Below are 15,067 nucleotides of genomic sequence, written 5' to 3' on the forward strand. Positions count from 1 at the left end.
CGACGGCGTCAGAGGCAGGACCGCAGCGCCCGCACCAGCGCCTGCGCGCGCGGGTCGGCGGTGACCGACTTGGCGTGCGCGTTGGTCACGTAGCCGAAGCCGATCCCCGCCTCCGGGTCCGCGAAGGCCAGCGACCCGCCGCGCCCCGGATGGCCGAAGGAGGCCGGCGACAGCAGCGGCGACGCCGGGCCGTGCAGCATGTAGCCCGGGCCGAAGCGGGTGTTCACGACCAGCACCCGGTCGGGCCCGGACGCGAACTCCGTGCCGGCCAGCGCGGTGGTGGCCGGGGTGAAGATCCGCGCCCCGTCCTCCACCACGCCGATGGTCGCCGCGTAGAAGCGGGCCAGGGCGCGCGCCGTGCCGATGCCGGCGGAACCGGGCAGCTCGGCCGCCTGGTAGACGGGGTCGTTCTCGTCCGGCAGGGGGTCGATGGCGGCGAAGGCGCGCCGGGTGAGGGAGTCCGGGTCCGCGTACGCCTCGGAAACGTTCCTTCGCGGCCGGGTCTTGAGCAGGCCCGCGCCGGGCGGCGGCTCGACCGGTGCCACCCGGCCCACCCGCGCCGCCTCGCCCTCCGGCAGGCCTATCCAGAAGTCCAGCCCCAGCGGCTCGGCGATCTCCTCGGCGAGGATCCCGCCGACGGTACGGCCCGTCGCCCGCAGCACCAGCTGGGACACCAGCCAGCTGAAGGTCTGCGCGTGGTAGCCGTGCTCGCTGCCGGGCTCCCAGAAGGCCTGCTGCGCGGCGACCGCACGCGCCCCGCTCACCCCGTCGACGGCCTGCGCCGTGGTCAGGCCCCGCTCCAGCGCGGGGACACCGGCCTGGTGGGCGAGCAGGTGGCGGACCAGCGCCTTCCCCTTGCCGCCCGCCTCGAACTCGGGCCAGTACGAGCCCACCGGCGCGTCCAGGTCCAGCAGTCCGCGCTGGTGCAGCAGCAGCGGGACGGCGGCGGCGACGCCCTTGGTGGCGGAGCGCACGATCGTGGCGGTGTCCTCGGTCCAGGGTCCGGCGGCATCGCCGTCGGCGTCCTTCGTGCCGCCCCACAGGTCGACGACCTTGCGGCCGTCCCGGTACACGGACACGGCCGCGCCCCGGTCCCCGAGGACCTCGAAATTACGCGCGAAGGCGTCTCTGACGGGCTCGAAGCCCCCGGTCACCACACCCTGGATGTTCACGAGCAGACCAACAATCGCCGTACCCCTCTTATGCCACGTCCGGACCAGCGGCCTCCGCTTACCCGGCGGCAACCGACCTCGGGTCGAAGCCGAACGGCAGCTCGAGGCGGTGCCGCCGCATCAGCGCGTCGTCGCACAGCAGGTCCCTCGTACGGCCGTCGGCGGCGATGACCCCCTCGCTGAGGATCACCGAGCGGGGGCAGAGTTCCAGCGCGTACGGCAGGTCGTGGGTCACCATCAGGACGGTGACGTCCAGCGAGCGCAGGATGTCGGCGAGCTCGCGCCGCGAGGCCGGGTCCAGGTTGGAGGACGGCTCGTCCAGTACGAGGATCTCCGGCCGCATCGCCAGTACGGTCGCCACCGCCACCCGGCGCCGCTGGCCGAAGGACAGGTGGTGCGGGGGCCGATCGGCGAAGGCCGCCATGCCGACCAGGTCGAGCGCCTCGCGGACCCGTTCCTCCAGTTCCGCGCCCCGCAGCCCGGCCGCGGCCGGGCCGAAGGCGACGTCCTCGCGCACGGTCGGCATGAACAGCTGGTCGTCGGGGTCCTGGAAGACGATGCCGACCCGGCGCCGGATCTCGGCGAGGTTCCGCTTCTCCACCGGCAGCCCGGCCACGGTCACCGAACCGACCCCGCCGCCCAGGATGCCGTTGAGGTGCAGCACGAGGGTGGTCTTGCCCGCCCCGTTGGGCCCGAGCAGTGCCACCCGCTCCCCGCGGCCGACGGTGAGGTCGACCCCGAAGAGGGCCTGGTGCCCGTCCGGGTAGGCGTAGGCGACCCCGGACACCTCCAGGGACGGCGCGCCGGAACCGGCGGGAGGAACGGAAGAAGCGGAAGGGGCGGAAGGAGACGTCACAGCGTCCATCCCATCAGACAGACGGCGAGCGCCGTCACCGGGAGCACGGCCGCGTACGCCCACTGGGCGCGCGTGGCCGTGACGTCGTCGATCACCGGCATGGAGCCGGCGTAGCCGCGGCTGACCATCGCGAGGTAGACCCGCTCGCCGCGTTCGTAGGAGCGGATGAAGAGGGCGCCGGCCGTCTTGGCGAGCACCCCCCAGTGCCGGACGCCGCGCGCCTCGAACCCGCGTGAGCGCCGGGCGATCGACATGCGGCGCAGCTCGTCGGTGATGACGTCGCCGTACCGGATCATGAAGGAGGCGATCTGCACCAGCAGCGGCGGCAGCTTCAGCCGCTGGAGCCCGAGCAGCAGCGCGCGCAGTTCGGTGGTGGAGGCGAGCAGTACGGAGGCGGCCACGCCGAGGGTGCCCTTGGCCAGGACGTTCCAGGCGCCCCAGAGGCCGGAGACGCTCAGGGACATCCCGAGGACCTCCACCCGCTCGCCCTGCGACACGAAGGGCATGAGCACCGCGAAGAGGACGAACGGCACCTCGATCAGCATCCGCCGCAGCAGGAAGCCCGCGGGGATCCGGGCCGCCGCCGCGACGCCGGCGACGAGGACCGCGTACCCGGCGAAGGCCCAGATGGCCTCGCGCGGGGTGGACACGACGACCACCACGAACGCGAACGTCGCGGCGATCTTGCAGTGCGGCGGCAGCTCGTGCACGGGCGAGTGCCCGTGCCGGTAGAGCTTGTGCGCGTGCCCGGCACCCATGTCAGGGGGCCGAGGGGGCGGCCGTGGAGGTCGCGGTCAGGTCCCGCGCGCGGCGGCGGCGCACGGTCCAGAAGACACCGGTGCCGACGGCGACGGTCGCGCCGACGCCGATGACACCCGCGAGACCGCCGGACAGCCGTGCGTCGGAGACGTCCTTGACGCTGTAGTCGGCGAGCGGGGAGCCGGCGGCGGCGTGCTCCTCGACCTTGCTGTCGATGCCCTGGTCGGCGGCGACCTTCTCCAGGCCGTCGGGGCTGGCGGAGGCGTAGAAGGAGACGAAGCCGGCCAGGACGAGGGCGGTGGCCAGGCCGGTCAGCCACAGCGTGCGGGTGGAGCGGGGGGCGTCTTCGGCGGGCGCGGGGGCGGCGGCGGGCGCGGGGGCGTCGACCAGCTCACCGCCGACGCGCAGCTTCAGCGGCGTGGTCAGCCGGCGCGCGCCGTGCACCAGGTCGGGGCGTACGGCGATCACGGCGCCGACGGTCGCGGCGGTGATGGCGGCCTCGCCGATGCCGATGAGGACGTGGACGCCGACCATGGCGGTGACGACCTTGCCGATCGGGACGTCGGTGGTGCCGCCCAGCGCGTAGAGGGCGGCGAAGGCGGCGGCCGCGGCGGGGACGGAGAGCAGGGCACCGGCGAACGCGGCGGCGGTCACCGGGCGGCGGCCGGCGGGCAGCAGCTTCAGGAGCCCGCGGAAGACGGCGTACGCGACGACGACGGTGACCACGGACATGGTGAGGACGTTGACGCCGAGCGCGGTCAGGCCGCCGTCGGCGAAGAGGATGCCCTGCATCAGCAGGACGACGGACACGCACAGCACACCCGTGTACGGGCCGACGAGTATGGCGGCGAGGGCCCCTCCGAGGAGGTGTCCGCTGGTGCCGGCGGCGACCGGGAAGTTCAGCATCTGCACGGCGAAGATGAAGGCGGCGACGAGCCCGGCCAGCGGGGCGGTGCGTTCGTCGAGCTCGCGGCGGGCGCCGCGCAGGCTGACCGCGACGGCCGCGGCGGCCGCTACTCCTGCGGCAACCGAGACGGGTGTGTTGATGAATCCGTCGGGCACATGCATGGAGAAGCTCCGCTTCCTCTTTCTCGCACAAGTCTTTAACCGTTCAAGAGTAGTGCCCAGTTGCAAACGGTTGGCAAGAGCAGCCAGGTCACAAATAGATCCGTGCGCTTTCGTGGGAATGTGCGAGGCTGGACGGACAAACGGACGCAAATGTTCCGATTTAGAGGAGTCTTGTCGATGTCAGCCGCCGCCGAGAATCCACCAGCACCCTCCGGCCCGACCGCGGGCACCGCCTCCGCCGCGACCGCGACCGTGACCGCCACGGCGAGGGCGACGGCCACCGCGACGGCCACCGCGGCCGGGACCCGCACCGCCGTCGAGGAGCGGGTGCGGGCCCGCGTGATCACCGACGACCCCCTCTACCGGGCCATTCCCGTGGCCCTGCGCTTCACCGCCGCGGAGCCGCTGGCCGTGCGCGTGGTCTTCCCGGCCGAGCTGTCCCCCGAGGACACCGACAACGAGTGGGTCTTCCCCCTCGCCCTCCTGGAGGCCGGCCTGCTCGCCCCGTCCGGGACCGGGGACGTACGCGTGTGGCCGTGCGGGCGCGTACAGGTGGTGGTCGAGTTCCATTCACCGGAGGGGGTCGCCGTCCTCCAGTTCGACAGCGCCGCGCTGCGCCGCTTCCTGCGCCGCACGTACGCCACCACCCGGACGGCGTAGCGGAACGCCACCGGCCCCGCACCTGGTGTTCCAGATGCGGGGCCGGTGTTCTGCGGGTGTGGGTTTCCGGGCCCGAAGTTGACCCGTCCGGTTGACGTAGCCGGACCCGGCCGGCTGACGCGGCCGGACCCGGCCGGACGAGCCGGCCAGGTGACCCCGGCGGTCGGCCCGGGCCGGGCTCAGCCGCCGGCCCGGGCTTCCGCTCAGGCGTCGACGAGCTCGCGCCGCTTGTCGGGGTCGCCCGGCGAGCCGGCTCCCGACTCGCCGAGGTGCTTGCGCAGGCTCTCGCCCTCCACGTCCACGTCGGGCAGGATCCGGTCGAGCCACTTCGGCAGCCACCAGGCCCTGTGGCCCAGCAGCGCCAGCACCGCCGGAACGATGGCCATGCGGACCACGAAGGCGTCGAAGAGGACGGCCACGGCCAGGCCGAAGCCGATCATCTTCACCATCGAGTCGTTGGCGCCGAGGAAGCCGGAGAAGACGGCGATCATGATGATGGCGGCGGCCACCACCACCCGGGCGCTGTACTGGAAGCCGGTCACCACGGCCTGGCCCGGACGCTCGCCGTGGACGTACGCCTCACGCATGCGGGTGACCAGGAAGACCTCGTAGTCCATGGCGAGACCGAAGACCACGCCCACCATGAAGATCGGCATCATCGACATGATCGGACCGGTCTGCTCCACACCGAAGAGCGAGCCCAGCCAGCCCCACTGGAAGACCGCGACGACCGCGCCGAGGGCGGCGACGACCGACAGCAGGAAGCCGAGGGCCGCCTTGAGCGGCACCAGGATCGAGCGGAAGACCAGCATCAGCAGCAGGAAGGCGAGGCCGACGACGAGCGCCAGGTAGGGCAGCAGCGCGTCGTTCATCTTCTGCGAGAAGTCGATGTTCATCGCGGTCTGACCGCTGACGAGCACGTCCTTGCCGTTGCCCTCGCGGATCGAGTGGACCAGGTCCTCGGTCTCGGTGGAGGAGGGCCGGTCCTTCGGGATCACGCTGACGATCGCGGCGTCCTTGGCCTGGTTCTGGAGCGGGGGCATCACGGCCGCCACCCCGTCCAGGCCCTTGATCCGTTCGGCGGTGCGGTCGGCCAGCGCCTTGTCGCCGTCGACGACCACCATCAGCGGGCCGTTGAAACCGGGGCCGAAGCCCTCGGACAGCATGTCGTACGCCTTGCGCTGGCTGGTGGAGACCGGCTTGGAGCCGTCGTCCGGCAGGCCCATCTCCAGCTTGCTCGCCGGGACCGCGATGACGCCGAGGCCGATCACACCGGCCAGCAGCACCACGACCGGGCGGCGCAGCACGAAGCGGGCCCAGCGGGTGCCGCCGTTGGCCTTGGGCTCGGCGCCGGCCGGACGGCCCTTGCCGAACAGCTTGCTCTTCTGGCCGGCCGGGAGCACCTTCCTGCCCGCGAAGCCCAGGATCGCCGGGACCAGCGTCAGGGCGACGAGCACCGCGATGACCACCGTCCCGGCGGCGGCGACACCCATCTTCGTCAGCATCGGGATGTTGACGACGGCCAGGCCCACCAGGGCGATGACCACGGTCAGACCGGCGAACACCACGGCGGAGCCGGCGGTTCCGGCGGCGCGGCCGGCGGCCTCGTCGCGCTCACGGCCCTCGGCGAGTTCCACGCGGTAGCGGGAGACGATGAAGAGCGCGTAGTCGATGCCGACCGCGAGGCCGATCATCATCGCCAGGGTGGAGGTGGTGGAGCCGAGGTCGAGGACGCTGGCGAGCGCGGTGATCGAGGAGACGCCGATGCCGACGCCGATCAGCGCCGTCAGCAGCGGCAGGCCGGCCGCGATCAGCGAGCCGAAGGTGATGACGAGGACGATCCCGGCGACCATGATGCCGATGGCCTCGCCGGAGCCCGTTTCGGGGGCCTCCATCAGCGCGTCGCCACCGATCTCCACCTGGAGGCCGGCCTTCTGGGCGGCATGGCCCGAGTCCTTCAGGGCCTCTCGGGTGTCGTCCTTCAGCTCCATGCCGCTGACCTTGTACTTCACGCTGACGTAGGTGGTGGAGCCGTCCTGGCTCACCGCCTTCGTCTGGTACGGGTCGTCGACGGAGGCGATCTGGGCGGCGCCGGCGCCGCTCTTCAGGCCGGAGATCAGCTTCTCGACCTCGGCCTTGGGAGCCGGGTCGGTGACCTTGGCGCCCGCCGGGGCCTTGACGACGATGCGGGCGGTCGCGCCGTCGGCGGACATGCCCGGGAACTTCTCGTCCAGCAGGTCGAAGGCCTTCTGGGCCTCCGTGCCGGGTATGGAGAACGAGCCGGAGGTGGGCGCGGGGGCCGTCGCGGCGCCGAAGCCCGCGGCGAAGAGCAGCGCCACCCATACGAGGGCGACCAGGCCGCGGCGCCTGAAGGCACCGCGCCCGAGCCGGTAGAGGAAGGTTGCCACGTCGTGGTTCTCCCGATTCAGGTCGTGGGATGGATCCGGGACGGATCTGGGCGTGGAAAGCCGGCCCGACGACGAGAGCGGCGTGTCAGGAGCAGCAGGAAGGACGTTCTGTACTTCTGTGGAGCTGTACTTCACGGAACCGCGGGGCCGGGGAGCCGGCCCCGGGCGAAGTACCCGGGCGGGACGTCAGACGCCGAGGGCGGGGAAGACCACGGCGTCGATGAACTGGCCGAGGAAGGCCCGGTCGACGGACCGGTCCTCGATCAGCGGGAGCGCGATGAACGCCCCGATGAGCATGTGCGGTACGAAGTCCAGCGCCGGACAGTCCGGTCGGATCTCGCCCCGCTCCACGGCGCGCTGGAGCATCACCTGGAGACCGTTGATCTCCGGGTCGACCAGCAGGTCGCGCAGTGCCCGGTGCAGCTCCGGACTCTCGTGGACGGCATGGGCCAGACCCCGCATCAGCGCGGTGTCCTTGGCCATCTGCGCGTCGTCGGAGCACTCGACCATCTTCGCGAAGTCCCCGCGCAGGCTGCCCGTGTCGATCTCCCGGAGGGAGACCGGCTGGGTGCACCGCAGGGCCTTGGCGACCAGCTCCGGCTTGCTCCCCCACTGGCGGTAGAGGGTGGCCTTGCTGGACTTCGTACGGGCGGCGACCGCGTCCATGGTCAGCGCCTCGTAGCCGACCTCGCGCAGGAGGTCGAGGACCGCCCCGTGGAGTTCGGCTTCCCGTTCGGGGGTGATCCGGCTACGCCGGGCCGACATCACGTCGCCCACCCGGCAGCTTGCCTTCATCGCGTCCACCTCCGAACGAAACGGTTCCGTACTCCTCAGAGACTACCTCCACGGGCTAACGAAACGAAACCGTTCCGTTTCGTTGGGGGCGTGGTGTGGGTCACCCCGCGCCTCACCCGCACGGGTGGCGACCGCGTCACCTGTACGAGTTGCCGGGCCCCCCTGGCGCGGAAAGCATGGGGGGGTGAGTCACGACGTCGCGTACCTCCGCTTCCCGCACCTCCACGACGACCTGCTGTGTTTCGCCACCGAAGACGACCTCTGGGTCGCCCCGCTGGTCCCCGAGGGCCAGACCCCCGGCCGGGCCTGGCGCCTCACCGTGGACCGCACCCGGGTCGGGCACCCGCGCTTCTCCCCGGACGGTCGGCACATCGCCTTCACCACCTGGCGCAGCCTCGACCCCGAGATCCACCTCGCCCCCGTCGACGGCGGTCCGGCCCGCCGGCTCACCCACTGGGGCTCCACCGACACCCGGGTCTGCGGCTGGGACCCGGACGGCAACGTCCTGGCCGTCTCCTCGCACGGGCAGCCCTTCTCCTACTACTCCTGGGCCTACAAACTGCCGACCGACGGCGGCCCGGGCGGCCGTCTCCCCTGGGGCCCGGTCTCCGACATCCAGGTGCTCGACGTCGACGGCGAGCACCGCAGCCTGCTGCTGACCGGCAAGCCCCCGCACGAGCCCGCCGCCTGGAAGCGCTACCGGGGCGGCGCCACCGGCCGGCTGTGGCTGCACGGGCAGCGGCTCCTGGAGGACATCGAGGGCCACATCGAAGCACCGATGTTCGTGGACGGCAGGATCGCCTTCCTCTCCGACCACGAGGGCATCGGCAACCTCTACTCCTGCCTGCCCGACGGCACCGGCCTGCGCCGCCACACCGACCACGACGAGTTCTACGCCCGGCACGCCTCCAGCGACGGCTCCCGCGTGGTCTACCAGTGCGCGGGCGACATCTGGCTCGTCGACTCCCTCGCCGAGGGGGCCTTCCCGCGGAAGCTCCCGGTCCGGCTCGGCGGCCCGCGCGCGGGGCGGCGTACGTACCAGGTCCCGGCCGCCAGCAACGTCGACTCGCTGTCCGTGGACACCACCGGACGGGCCAGCGCCGTCGTCGTACGCGGCAGCCTGTACTGGCTCACCCACCGCGACGGGCCGGCCCGCACCATCGCCGACACCCCGGGCGTGCGGGTACGGCTGCCCGAGATGCTCGGCAGCAGCGGGCAGGTCGCCTACGTCACCGACGCCGAGGGCGAGGACGCGATCGAGATCGCCTACCTCCCGCGCGCCTCCGGCGACCGCGAGCCGCGCCGGCTGGCCTCCGGCGAGCTGGGCCGCGTCACGGAGCTGGTCTCCGATCCCGACGGGGAGCGGCTCGCCATCGCCTCCCACGACGGGCGGCTGCTGCTGCTCGACGCCACGGAGGAGTCCAACGGGGAGGTCACCGAACTCATCCGGTCCATCAACGGCCCCGTCACCGACCTCGCCTTCTCCCCCGACGGCTGCTGGCTGACCTGGTCCCACCCGGGCATCGGACGCTCCCTGCGGCAGATCAAGATGGCGAAGATCTCCGGCCCCGGCGCGCGCGTCGTCGTCGACGTCACCAACGGCCGCTTCGAGGACGAGAACCCGGTCTTCACCCGGGACGGGCGCTACCTCGCCTTCCTGTCCTGGCGCGGCTTCGACCCGGTGTACGACGTGCACACCGGCGACCTGTCCTTCCCGCTGGGCTGCCGCCCCTACCTGGTGCCGCTCTCCTCCGCCACCCCGTCCCCCTTCGCCTTCTCCCCCGACGGGCGGCCCGCGGCCGGCGGGCTCGATCCGGTCGAGGGCGAGTCCGGGGAGGGCGACGGCACGGTCACGGTGGAGGTCGAGGGCCTCGAGAACCGGGTCACGCCCTTCCCCGTCTCCGCGTCGAAGTACTCGGCCCTCCACCCGGTGCACGGCGGCGGACTGGTCTGGCTGCGCTGGCCCATCTCGGGCGCGCTCGGCGAGACCTTCGCCAACCCGGCCGACACCAGCGGCAAGCCCACGCTGGAGCACTTCGACATGACCAAGGCCCGCAAGAGCGAACTGGCGTCCGGCCTGGACTGGTTCGCGGCCAGCGGCGACGGCACCCGTCTCGTCGTCAACGACGACGGCGACCTGCGCGCCGTCCCGGCGACCGAGCCGGGCGACGGCGACTCCACCGTCTACCTCGACCTGCGGCGCATCCTGCACGAGGTCGACCCGGCGGCCGAATGGCGCCAGGCCTTCGAGGAGGCCGGCCGCATCATCCGGGCCTACTTCTGGGAACCGAAGATGTGCGGGATCGACTGGGACGGCGTACTGCGCCAGTACCGCCCCCTCGTCGAACGGGTCGCCTCCCCCGACGAGTTCGCCGACCTGTTGCGCGAGGTGCTCGGCGAACTCGGCACCTCGCACGCCTACGTCTCCCCCGCCCGCCGCAACGAGGGGCCGCCCCACTACCAGCGGGCCATCGGGCTGCTCGGCGCCAACTTCGTGCACCGGCAGGAGGGCTGGGTGGTCAAGCGGATCCTGCCCGGCGAGTCCTCCGACTCCAAGGCCCGCTCCCCGCTCGCGGGCACCGGCATCCGCGAGGGCGCGGTCCTCACCCACGTCGACGGCCGCCCCGTGGACCCGGTCGCCGGCCCCTACCCGCTGCTGTCGGCGGCCGGCGGCACGACCGTCGAGCTCACCTTCCAGCCCGCCGAGGGCGAGGGCCGGGCCCGGCGGGTGGCGGTCGTACCGCTCATCGACGAACGGCCGCTGCGCTACCAGGACTGGGTGTCCAAACGCCGCGCGGTGGTCCGCGAGGTCAGCGGCGGGCGCTGCGGCTACCTGCACATCCCCGACATGGGCGGTTCGGGCTGGGCGCAGTTCAACCGCGACCTGCGCATGGAGATGTCCCGGCCCGCCCTGATCGTGGACGTACGCGGCAACGCGGGCGGGCACATCAGCGAACTGGTGGTGGAGAAGCTCACCCGTTCGATCCTCGGCTGGGACCTGACGCGCAACGCCCAGCCCGTCTCGTACGCGTCCAACGCGCCGCGCGGGCCGATCGTGGCCCTGGCCGACGAGGCGACCTCCTCCGACGGGGACATGATCACCGCCGCGTTCAAGCTGCTGGGCCTCGGCCCGGTGGTAGGCCAGCGCACCTGGGGCGGGGTCGTCGGGATGACCGGCCGGCACACCCTGGGCGACGGGACGGTCATCACGGTCCCGATGAACGCCGCCTGGTTCCCGGAGTACGGCTGGTCGGTGGAGAACCACGGCGTGGAGCCCGACCTGGCGATCCTGCGCACCCCGCTCGACTGGGCGGAGGGGCGGCACGCACAGCTGGACGACGCCGTGCACCTGGCGCTGGAGCTGCTGGAGCAGGACCCGGCCGCCGTGCCGCCCGGCTACACCGACGTACCGGACCGGCGGCGTCCGAAGCTGCCGCCGCGGGGGTAGGCGCGGGCGGCGGCGCGCGGAAGGGGCGTGATCCGGACTCCGGATCACGCCCCTCGGCGACGTGCGGGGTGTTGCAGCGCTTCAGTGGTTCAGCGGTTCAGTTCCGGCGGTTCAGGTCCGGTCGTCGAGCTCGTCCTTGATGTCGTCGTGCGACTGCGACTGCGGCTTCGACCGCGAGCTCGAACCCATGTCCTTCTTCTGCCTCGCCTTGGCGGTGCGCTCGGCCATCTCGTCCTTCACGCCCTGCCCGGCCTTCTCTGCCCGGTCCCTGATCTCGTTCGCCTTGTCCTGGAACTGGTCCTTGATACCCATGCTTTTTCACTCCGTACGGGGTGTCGGTGGTTGGGCCTCGACCAGACTGACACGAGGGGACAAAGCACGCATTTCGATCAGCTGTGCCGGGAGCGCTCCTGTTCGTCGGCCGCCCCGCCCGCCCCGACGAGCCCCGTGGCGACCTCGCCGAGCCTCGGTTCGACGCGCTTCATCTCCCGCGCGCCGGCCGCCGCGATGACCGCCGGCAGGTAGCCGCGGACGCCCTGCATCCCGCGCAGCCACCACTGCGCGTACACGTGCGCCGAGCGGCGTTCGACGCCGGCCACGAGCCGGTCGACCGCCGGGCCCAGCGGATAGGTGCGGTTCGAGGGCCAGGGCAGCCGCCGGCGCAGTTCGCGCATGACCTCGTCCTGGTCGGCGCCGCGCACCATGTCGGTGTCGGTCCAGGAGAGGTAGCCGACGCCCACCTTGACGCCCTTGTAGCCGACTTCGGCGCGCAGGCTGTGCGCGAAGGCCTCGACGCCGGATTTGGAGGCGCAGTACGCCGTCATCATCGGCGCCGGGGTGATCGCGGCCAGCGAGGCGATCTGCAGGAAGTAGCCGCGGCTCTCCATGAGTACGGGCAGGAAGGCGCGGGCGGTGACGGCACCGCCGATCAAATTGACCTCGATGACGCGGCGCCAGGCCACGGGGTCGGAGTCCCCGAACGGCCCGCCGGCGGCGACTCCGGCGTTGGCGACGACGATGTCGACTTTCCCGAAGCGTTCCTTGACCTCCCGCGCGACACGGGCCATGGCCTCGTGGTCGGTGACGTCGGCGTGCCAGTGGTCGCTGTCGGTGTGCAGCCGTTCGGAGACCTGCTTGAGCGCCTCCGGCTCCAGCCCCACCAGGGCGACCTTGGCTCCGCGCGCGGACAGCTTGCGGGCGAGCAGCTCGCCGACCCCGCGGGCGGCACCCGTGACGACGGCGACCTGGCCTTCCAGACTCCTGCGAGCGCTCACGCGGTCTTCTCCTTCTCTGCGTCGGATGCGGCGAACGGACCGGGGCCGGTGCGGGAGTGACCGGGAGCCGCGGCCAGGTGACCGGGAGCGGCCGGGCCGAGGTACCGGTCCGTCAGCTCCCGCAGGGCGCCGGTGACGGCCTCGGGCGCCTCGACGGGGGTCATGTGCCCCGTGCCGGTGAGTTCGGTGAGGCCCACGCAGTGCGGCAGCGCCGCCGCGAGCCGCCGGGCCTGCGCCACCGGGGTGAGCCGGTCGTCCCTGCCCCCGATGACGGCGGTCGGCACGGTGAGCCGGGCCAGTGCGGCGTCCAGGTCCAGTCCCGCCAGCACCTCGGACCAGGCGTGGCGCACCCCCGCCGGGCAGGCGTGGACGATGCGGGCGCAGGCCTCCACCCGGTCGGGCGCGGACCCGGCGCCCATGGTCGCGTACTTGAGCACGGCGCGGGCGACCGGCGTGACGGGGCCGAGCGGGGCGCGCGAGGCGAGCACCGCGCGGGTGGCGCGGGTCCTCGCACGCCCGGCGCGCAGCGGCAGTACGGTCGCCTCCGCGACCAGCCGCGAGCTGCCGGTGCTGCACAGCAGGGCGGCCGCGGCGTGCTCGGTGAACTCGGGGCGGCCGGCGGCTGCCATGACGGTCATGCCGCCCATGGAGTGCCCGGCGACCACGGCCCGTTCCCCGGGGGTGAGGGCGGCCTTCAGCACGGCGGCCAGGTCGTCGGCGAGGGCGGTGGTGCTGTGGTCGGTGGCCGCCGGGCTGCGGCCGTGGCCCCGCTGGTCGTAGGCGATGACCCGGTGGTCGCGGGCCAGGTCGCGGATCTGCGCCGCCCAGAAGGCGGTGGAGCAGGTCCAGCCGTGGGAGAGCACGACCGCCGGGGCCCCTTCCTCCCCGTGCACCTCCACGTGCAGCCGTGCCCCGTCGGCGGATACGGCGACCAGTTCGCGGGCGGCGGCCGGGGGCGCGTACCGGCCGGTGGTGACGTGCCCGGGCCGGCTCACGCGGCTCCCTCCGCGGCGGGGGCGGCCGCCGGGGATACGGGGGCCGGGGAGACGGAGGCGGGGGCCGCGGAGGCCGCGGCGCGGCCGCGCTCGCGCACGCGTACGACCTCGTACTCCGACAGGTCGACCGTGCGCGTCTCGCGCCGGAACTCTCCCGTCGTCCCCGGCCAGACGGTGGTGTTGCGGCCCTGGGAGTCCAGGTACCAGCTGGTGCAGCCGCCGGTGTTCCACACCGTGCGCTCCATCCGCGCCTGGACGCGCCGGTTCCACTGGTTGACGGCGGACGGGCGGGCCGCGAGGGCGGTGCGCCCGCCCGGGCCGCTCCCTTCGAGGAGGGAGAGCTGGCGCAGGTAGTCCGCCATGTAGTTCAGCTGGGACTCGATCATCAGGATCATCGAGCTGTTGCCGAGGCCGGTGTTCGGTCCGATGATCGTCATCCAGTTGGGGAAGCCGGCCGCGGTCGCCCCGCGCAGCGCCTGCATCCCGTCCTTCCAGGAGTCCGCGAGGGTCTGCCCGTCGGCCCCCACCACCCGGTCGGCGATCGGCATGTCCGTGACGTGGAAGCCGGTGCCGAAGACGATCGCGTCCACCTCGGTCTCGGTCCCGTCGGCGGCGACGAGCACCGAGCCCCGGATCTCCTTGAGCCCGGAGGCGACCACGTCCACGTCGGGCCGCGCCAGCGCCGGGTAGTACTCGCTGGAGAGCAGGATCCGCTTGCACCCGATCCGGTAGGAGGGCGTGAGCCTGGCCCGCAGTGCCGGGTCCTTGATGGAGCGCGCCATGTTGGCCTTGGCGAGGGATTCGATCAGACCGAGCTGGTTCGGCCGCTTCGTGAAGGCGCTGACCTGGATCTCGCGGATGCCCCACAGCAGCCCGCGGCGGGCCGCCTGGGTGAAGGGCAGCTGCCGGTGCAGCCAGCGCTCGGCGGTGCTGATGGCGCGGTCGGTGCGCGGCAGCACCCACGGCGGGGTGCGCTGGAAGAGCGTCAGGCGGGCCGTCCGGGGGGCGATGGCCGGCACGATCTGGATCGCGGAGGCGCCCGTACCGATCACCGCGACGCGCTTGCCGCTCAGGTCGTAGTCGTGGTCCCAGCGCGCGGAGTGGAAGACCTTGCCGGGGAATTCGGCAAGCCCGGGGACCTCGGGCATCTTCGGGTCGGACAGCGGTCCGGTCGCCGACACCACGACGTCGGCGGTCAGCCCGCCCGCGGAGGTCTCGATCTCCCAGCGCAGCTCCTGCGCGTCCCAGCGCATCATCAGGACCTCGTGACCGAGCCGGATGTGCCGGCGCAGCCCGAAGGTGTCGGCGACGTGCTCCAGGTAGGCGCGGATGGCGGGCTGCCCGGAGAAGGTCCGCGGCCAGTCCGGGTTGGGCGCGAAGGAGAAGGAGTACAGGTGGGAGGGCACGTCGCAGGCGCACCCGGGGTAGCTGTTGTCGCGCCAGGTGCCGCCGACGGAGTCGGCCCGTTCCAGTACGACGAAGTCGGTGATCCCCTCGCGCCGCAGCCGCACGGCCGCGCCGAGCCCGCCGAAGCCGGACCCGATCACCGCCACGCGTACGTGCTCACGCCCGCTCCCGCCGGCCGTCCTGCCCTTGCCGCCCATGCCCGCCGCCTTCCGCACCGCAATCCGA

General features: G+C 72.8%; 12 protein-coding genes. 2 read left to right on the forward strand and 10 right to left on the reverse strand.

The features are described 5' to 3' along the window. Window positions 1-8: 8 nt before the first annotated feature. Genes ACZ51S_RS22245 through ACZ51S_RS22260 form a run of 4 tightly spaced genes read right to left on the reverse strand, consistent with a single transcriptional unit; the run spans window position 9 to window position 3,855 of the window. A complete protein-coding gene (locus ACZ51S_RS22245) occupies window positions 9-1,172 on the reverse strand; it encodes a serine hydrolase domain-containing protein (RefSeq protein ID WP_468961779.1) in 1,164 nt (387 codons plus the stop codon). 58 nt (window positions 1,173-1,230) lie between these two features. Beyond that, window positions 1,231-2,037 (reverse strand): energy-coupling factor ABC transporter ATP-binding protein, encoded by an 807-nt coding sequence (locus ACZ51S_RS22250; RefSeq protein ID WP_468961781.1) that lies wholly within the window; start codon window positions 2,035-2,037, stop codon window positions 1,231-1,233. Continuing rightward, a complete protein-coding gene (gene cbiQ, locus ACZ51S_RS22255; RefSeq protein ID WP_468476658.1) occupies window positions 2,025-2,786 on the reverse strand; it encodes a cobalt ECF transporter T component CbiQ in 762 nt (253 codons plus the stop codon). The genes ACZ51S_RS22250 and cbiQ overlap by 13 nt, the downstream gene beginning before the upstream one ends. Before the next feature lies 1 nt (window position 2,787). Beyond that, window positions 2,788-3,855 (reverse strand): energy-coupling factor ABC transporter permease, encoded by a 1,068-nt coding sequence (locus ACZ51S_RS22260; protein WP_468476659.1) that lies wholly within the window; start codon window positions 3,853-3,855, stop codon window positions 2,788-2,790. 177 nt (window positions 3,856-4,032) lie between these two features. Between ACZ51S_RS22260 and ACZ51S_RS22265 the strand changes: the two genes are divergently transcribed. Continuing rightward, window positions 4,033-4,515, forward strand: coding sequence for an SsgA family sporulation/cell division regulator (locus ACZ51S_RS22265; RefSeq protein WP_468803604.1), 483 nt, complete (start codon window positions 4,033-4,035; stop codon window positions 4,513-4,515). Between the two features lie 203 nt (window positions 4,516-4,718). Here the strand turns inward: ACZ51S_RS22265 and ACZ51S_RS22270 are convergent, their stop codons facing one another. After that, window positions 4,719-6,923, reverse strand: coding sequence for an MMPL family transporter (locus tag ACZ51S_RS22270; RefSeq protein WP_468961783.1), 2,205 nt, complete (start codon window positions 6,921-6,923; stop codon window positions 4,719-4,721). Between the two features lie 186 nt (window positions 6,924-7,109). Next, complete coding sequence (locus tag ACZ51S_RS22275) at window positions 7,110-7,688, reverse strand: TetR/AcrR family transcriptional regulator (RefSeq protein WP_468476723.1); 579 nt, start codon at window positions 7,686-7,688, stop codon at window positions 7,110-7,112. 214 nt (window positions 7,689-7,902) lie between these two features. Between ACZ51S_RS22275 and ACZ51S_RS22280 the strand changes: the two genes are divergently transcribed. Continuing rightward, window positions 7,903-11,166: a S41 family peptidase gene (locus ACZ51S_RS22280; RefSeq protein ID WP_468476662.1), complete on the forward strand. Its 3,264-nt coding sequence runs from the start codon at window positions 7,903-7,905 to the stop codon at window positions 11,164-11,166. A 111-nt stretch (window positions 11,167-11,277) separates the two neighbouring features. On the opposite strand, the gene ACZ51S_RS22285 is transcribed toward ACZ51S_RS22280, so the two are convergent. The 4 genes from ACZ51S_RS22285 to ACZ51S_RS22300 all read right to left on the reverse strand — a co-directional run bounded on the left by ACZ51S_RS22285 (window position 11,278) and on the right by ACZ51S_RS22300 (window position 15,039). Beyond that, a complete protein-coding gene (locus ACZ51S_RS22285) occupies window positions 11,278-11,478 on the reverse strand; it encodes a hypothetical protein (protein ID WP_468803603.1) in 201 nt (66 codons plus the stop codon). Between the two features lie 77 nt (window positions 11,479-11,555). Then, window positions 11,556-12,440, reverse strand: coding sequence for an SDR family oxidoreductase (locus ACZ51S_RS22290; RefSeq protein WP_468476664.1), 885 nt, complete (start codon window positions 12,438-12,440; stop codon window positions 11,556-11,558). Further along, window positions 12,437-13,435: an alpha/beta fold hydrolase gene (locus ACZ51S_RS22295; RefSeq protein WP_468803601.1), complete on the reverse strand. Its 999-nt coding sequence runs from the start codon at window positions 13,433-13,435 to the stop codon at window positions 12,437-12,439. The genes ACZ51S_RS22290 and ACZ51S_RS22295 overlap by 4 nt, the downstream gene beginning before the upstream one ends. Then, window positions 13,432-15,039: a flavin-containing monooxygenase gene (locus ACZ51S_RS22300; RefSeq protein ID WP_468476666.1), complete on the reverse strand. Its 1,608-nt coding sequence runs from the start codon at window positions 15,037-15,039 to the stop codon at window positions 13,432-13,434. Before ACZ51S_RS22300 ends, ACZ51S_RS22295 begins: the two co-directional genes overlap by 4 nt. Window positions 15,040-15,067: the final 28 nt, after the last annotated feature.

Source organism: Streptomyces sp. NPDC034043, assembly GCF_055575675.1.

Coding starts and splice junctions, on each gene's coding strand:
- ACZ51S_RS22250 (WP_468961781.1), bottom strand. CDS start 2,037: ATGGACGCTGTGACGTCTCCTTCCGCCCCTTCCGCTTCTTCCGTTCCT.
- cbiQ (WP_468476658.1), bottom strand. CDS start 2,786: ATGGGTGCCGGGCACGCGCACAAGCTCTACCGGCACGGGCACTCGCCC.
- ACZ51S_RS22260 (WP_468476659.1), bottom strand. CDS start 3,855: ATGCATGTGCCCGACGGATTCATCAACACACCCGTCTCGGTTGCCGCA.
- ACZ51S_RS22265 (WP_468803604.1), top strand. CDS start 4,033: ATGTCAGCCGCCGCCGAGAATCCACCAGCACCCTCCGGCCCGACCGCG.
- ACZ51S_RS22275 (WP_468476723.1), bottom strand. CDS start 7,688: ATGTCGGCCCGGCGTAGCCGGATCACCCCCGAACGGGAAGCCGAACTC.
- ACZ51S_RS22285 (WP_468803603.1), bottom strand. CDS start 11,478: ATGGGTATCAAGGACCAGTTCCAGGACAAGGCGAACGAGATCAGGGAC.
- ACZ51S_RS22300 (WP_468476666.1), bottom strand. CDS start 15,039: ATGGGCGGCAAGGGCAGGACGGCCGGCGGGAGCGGGCGTGAGCACGTA.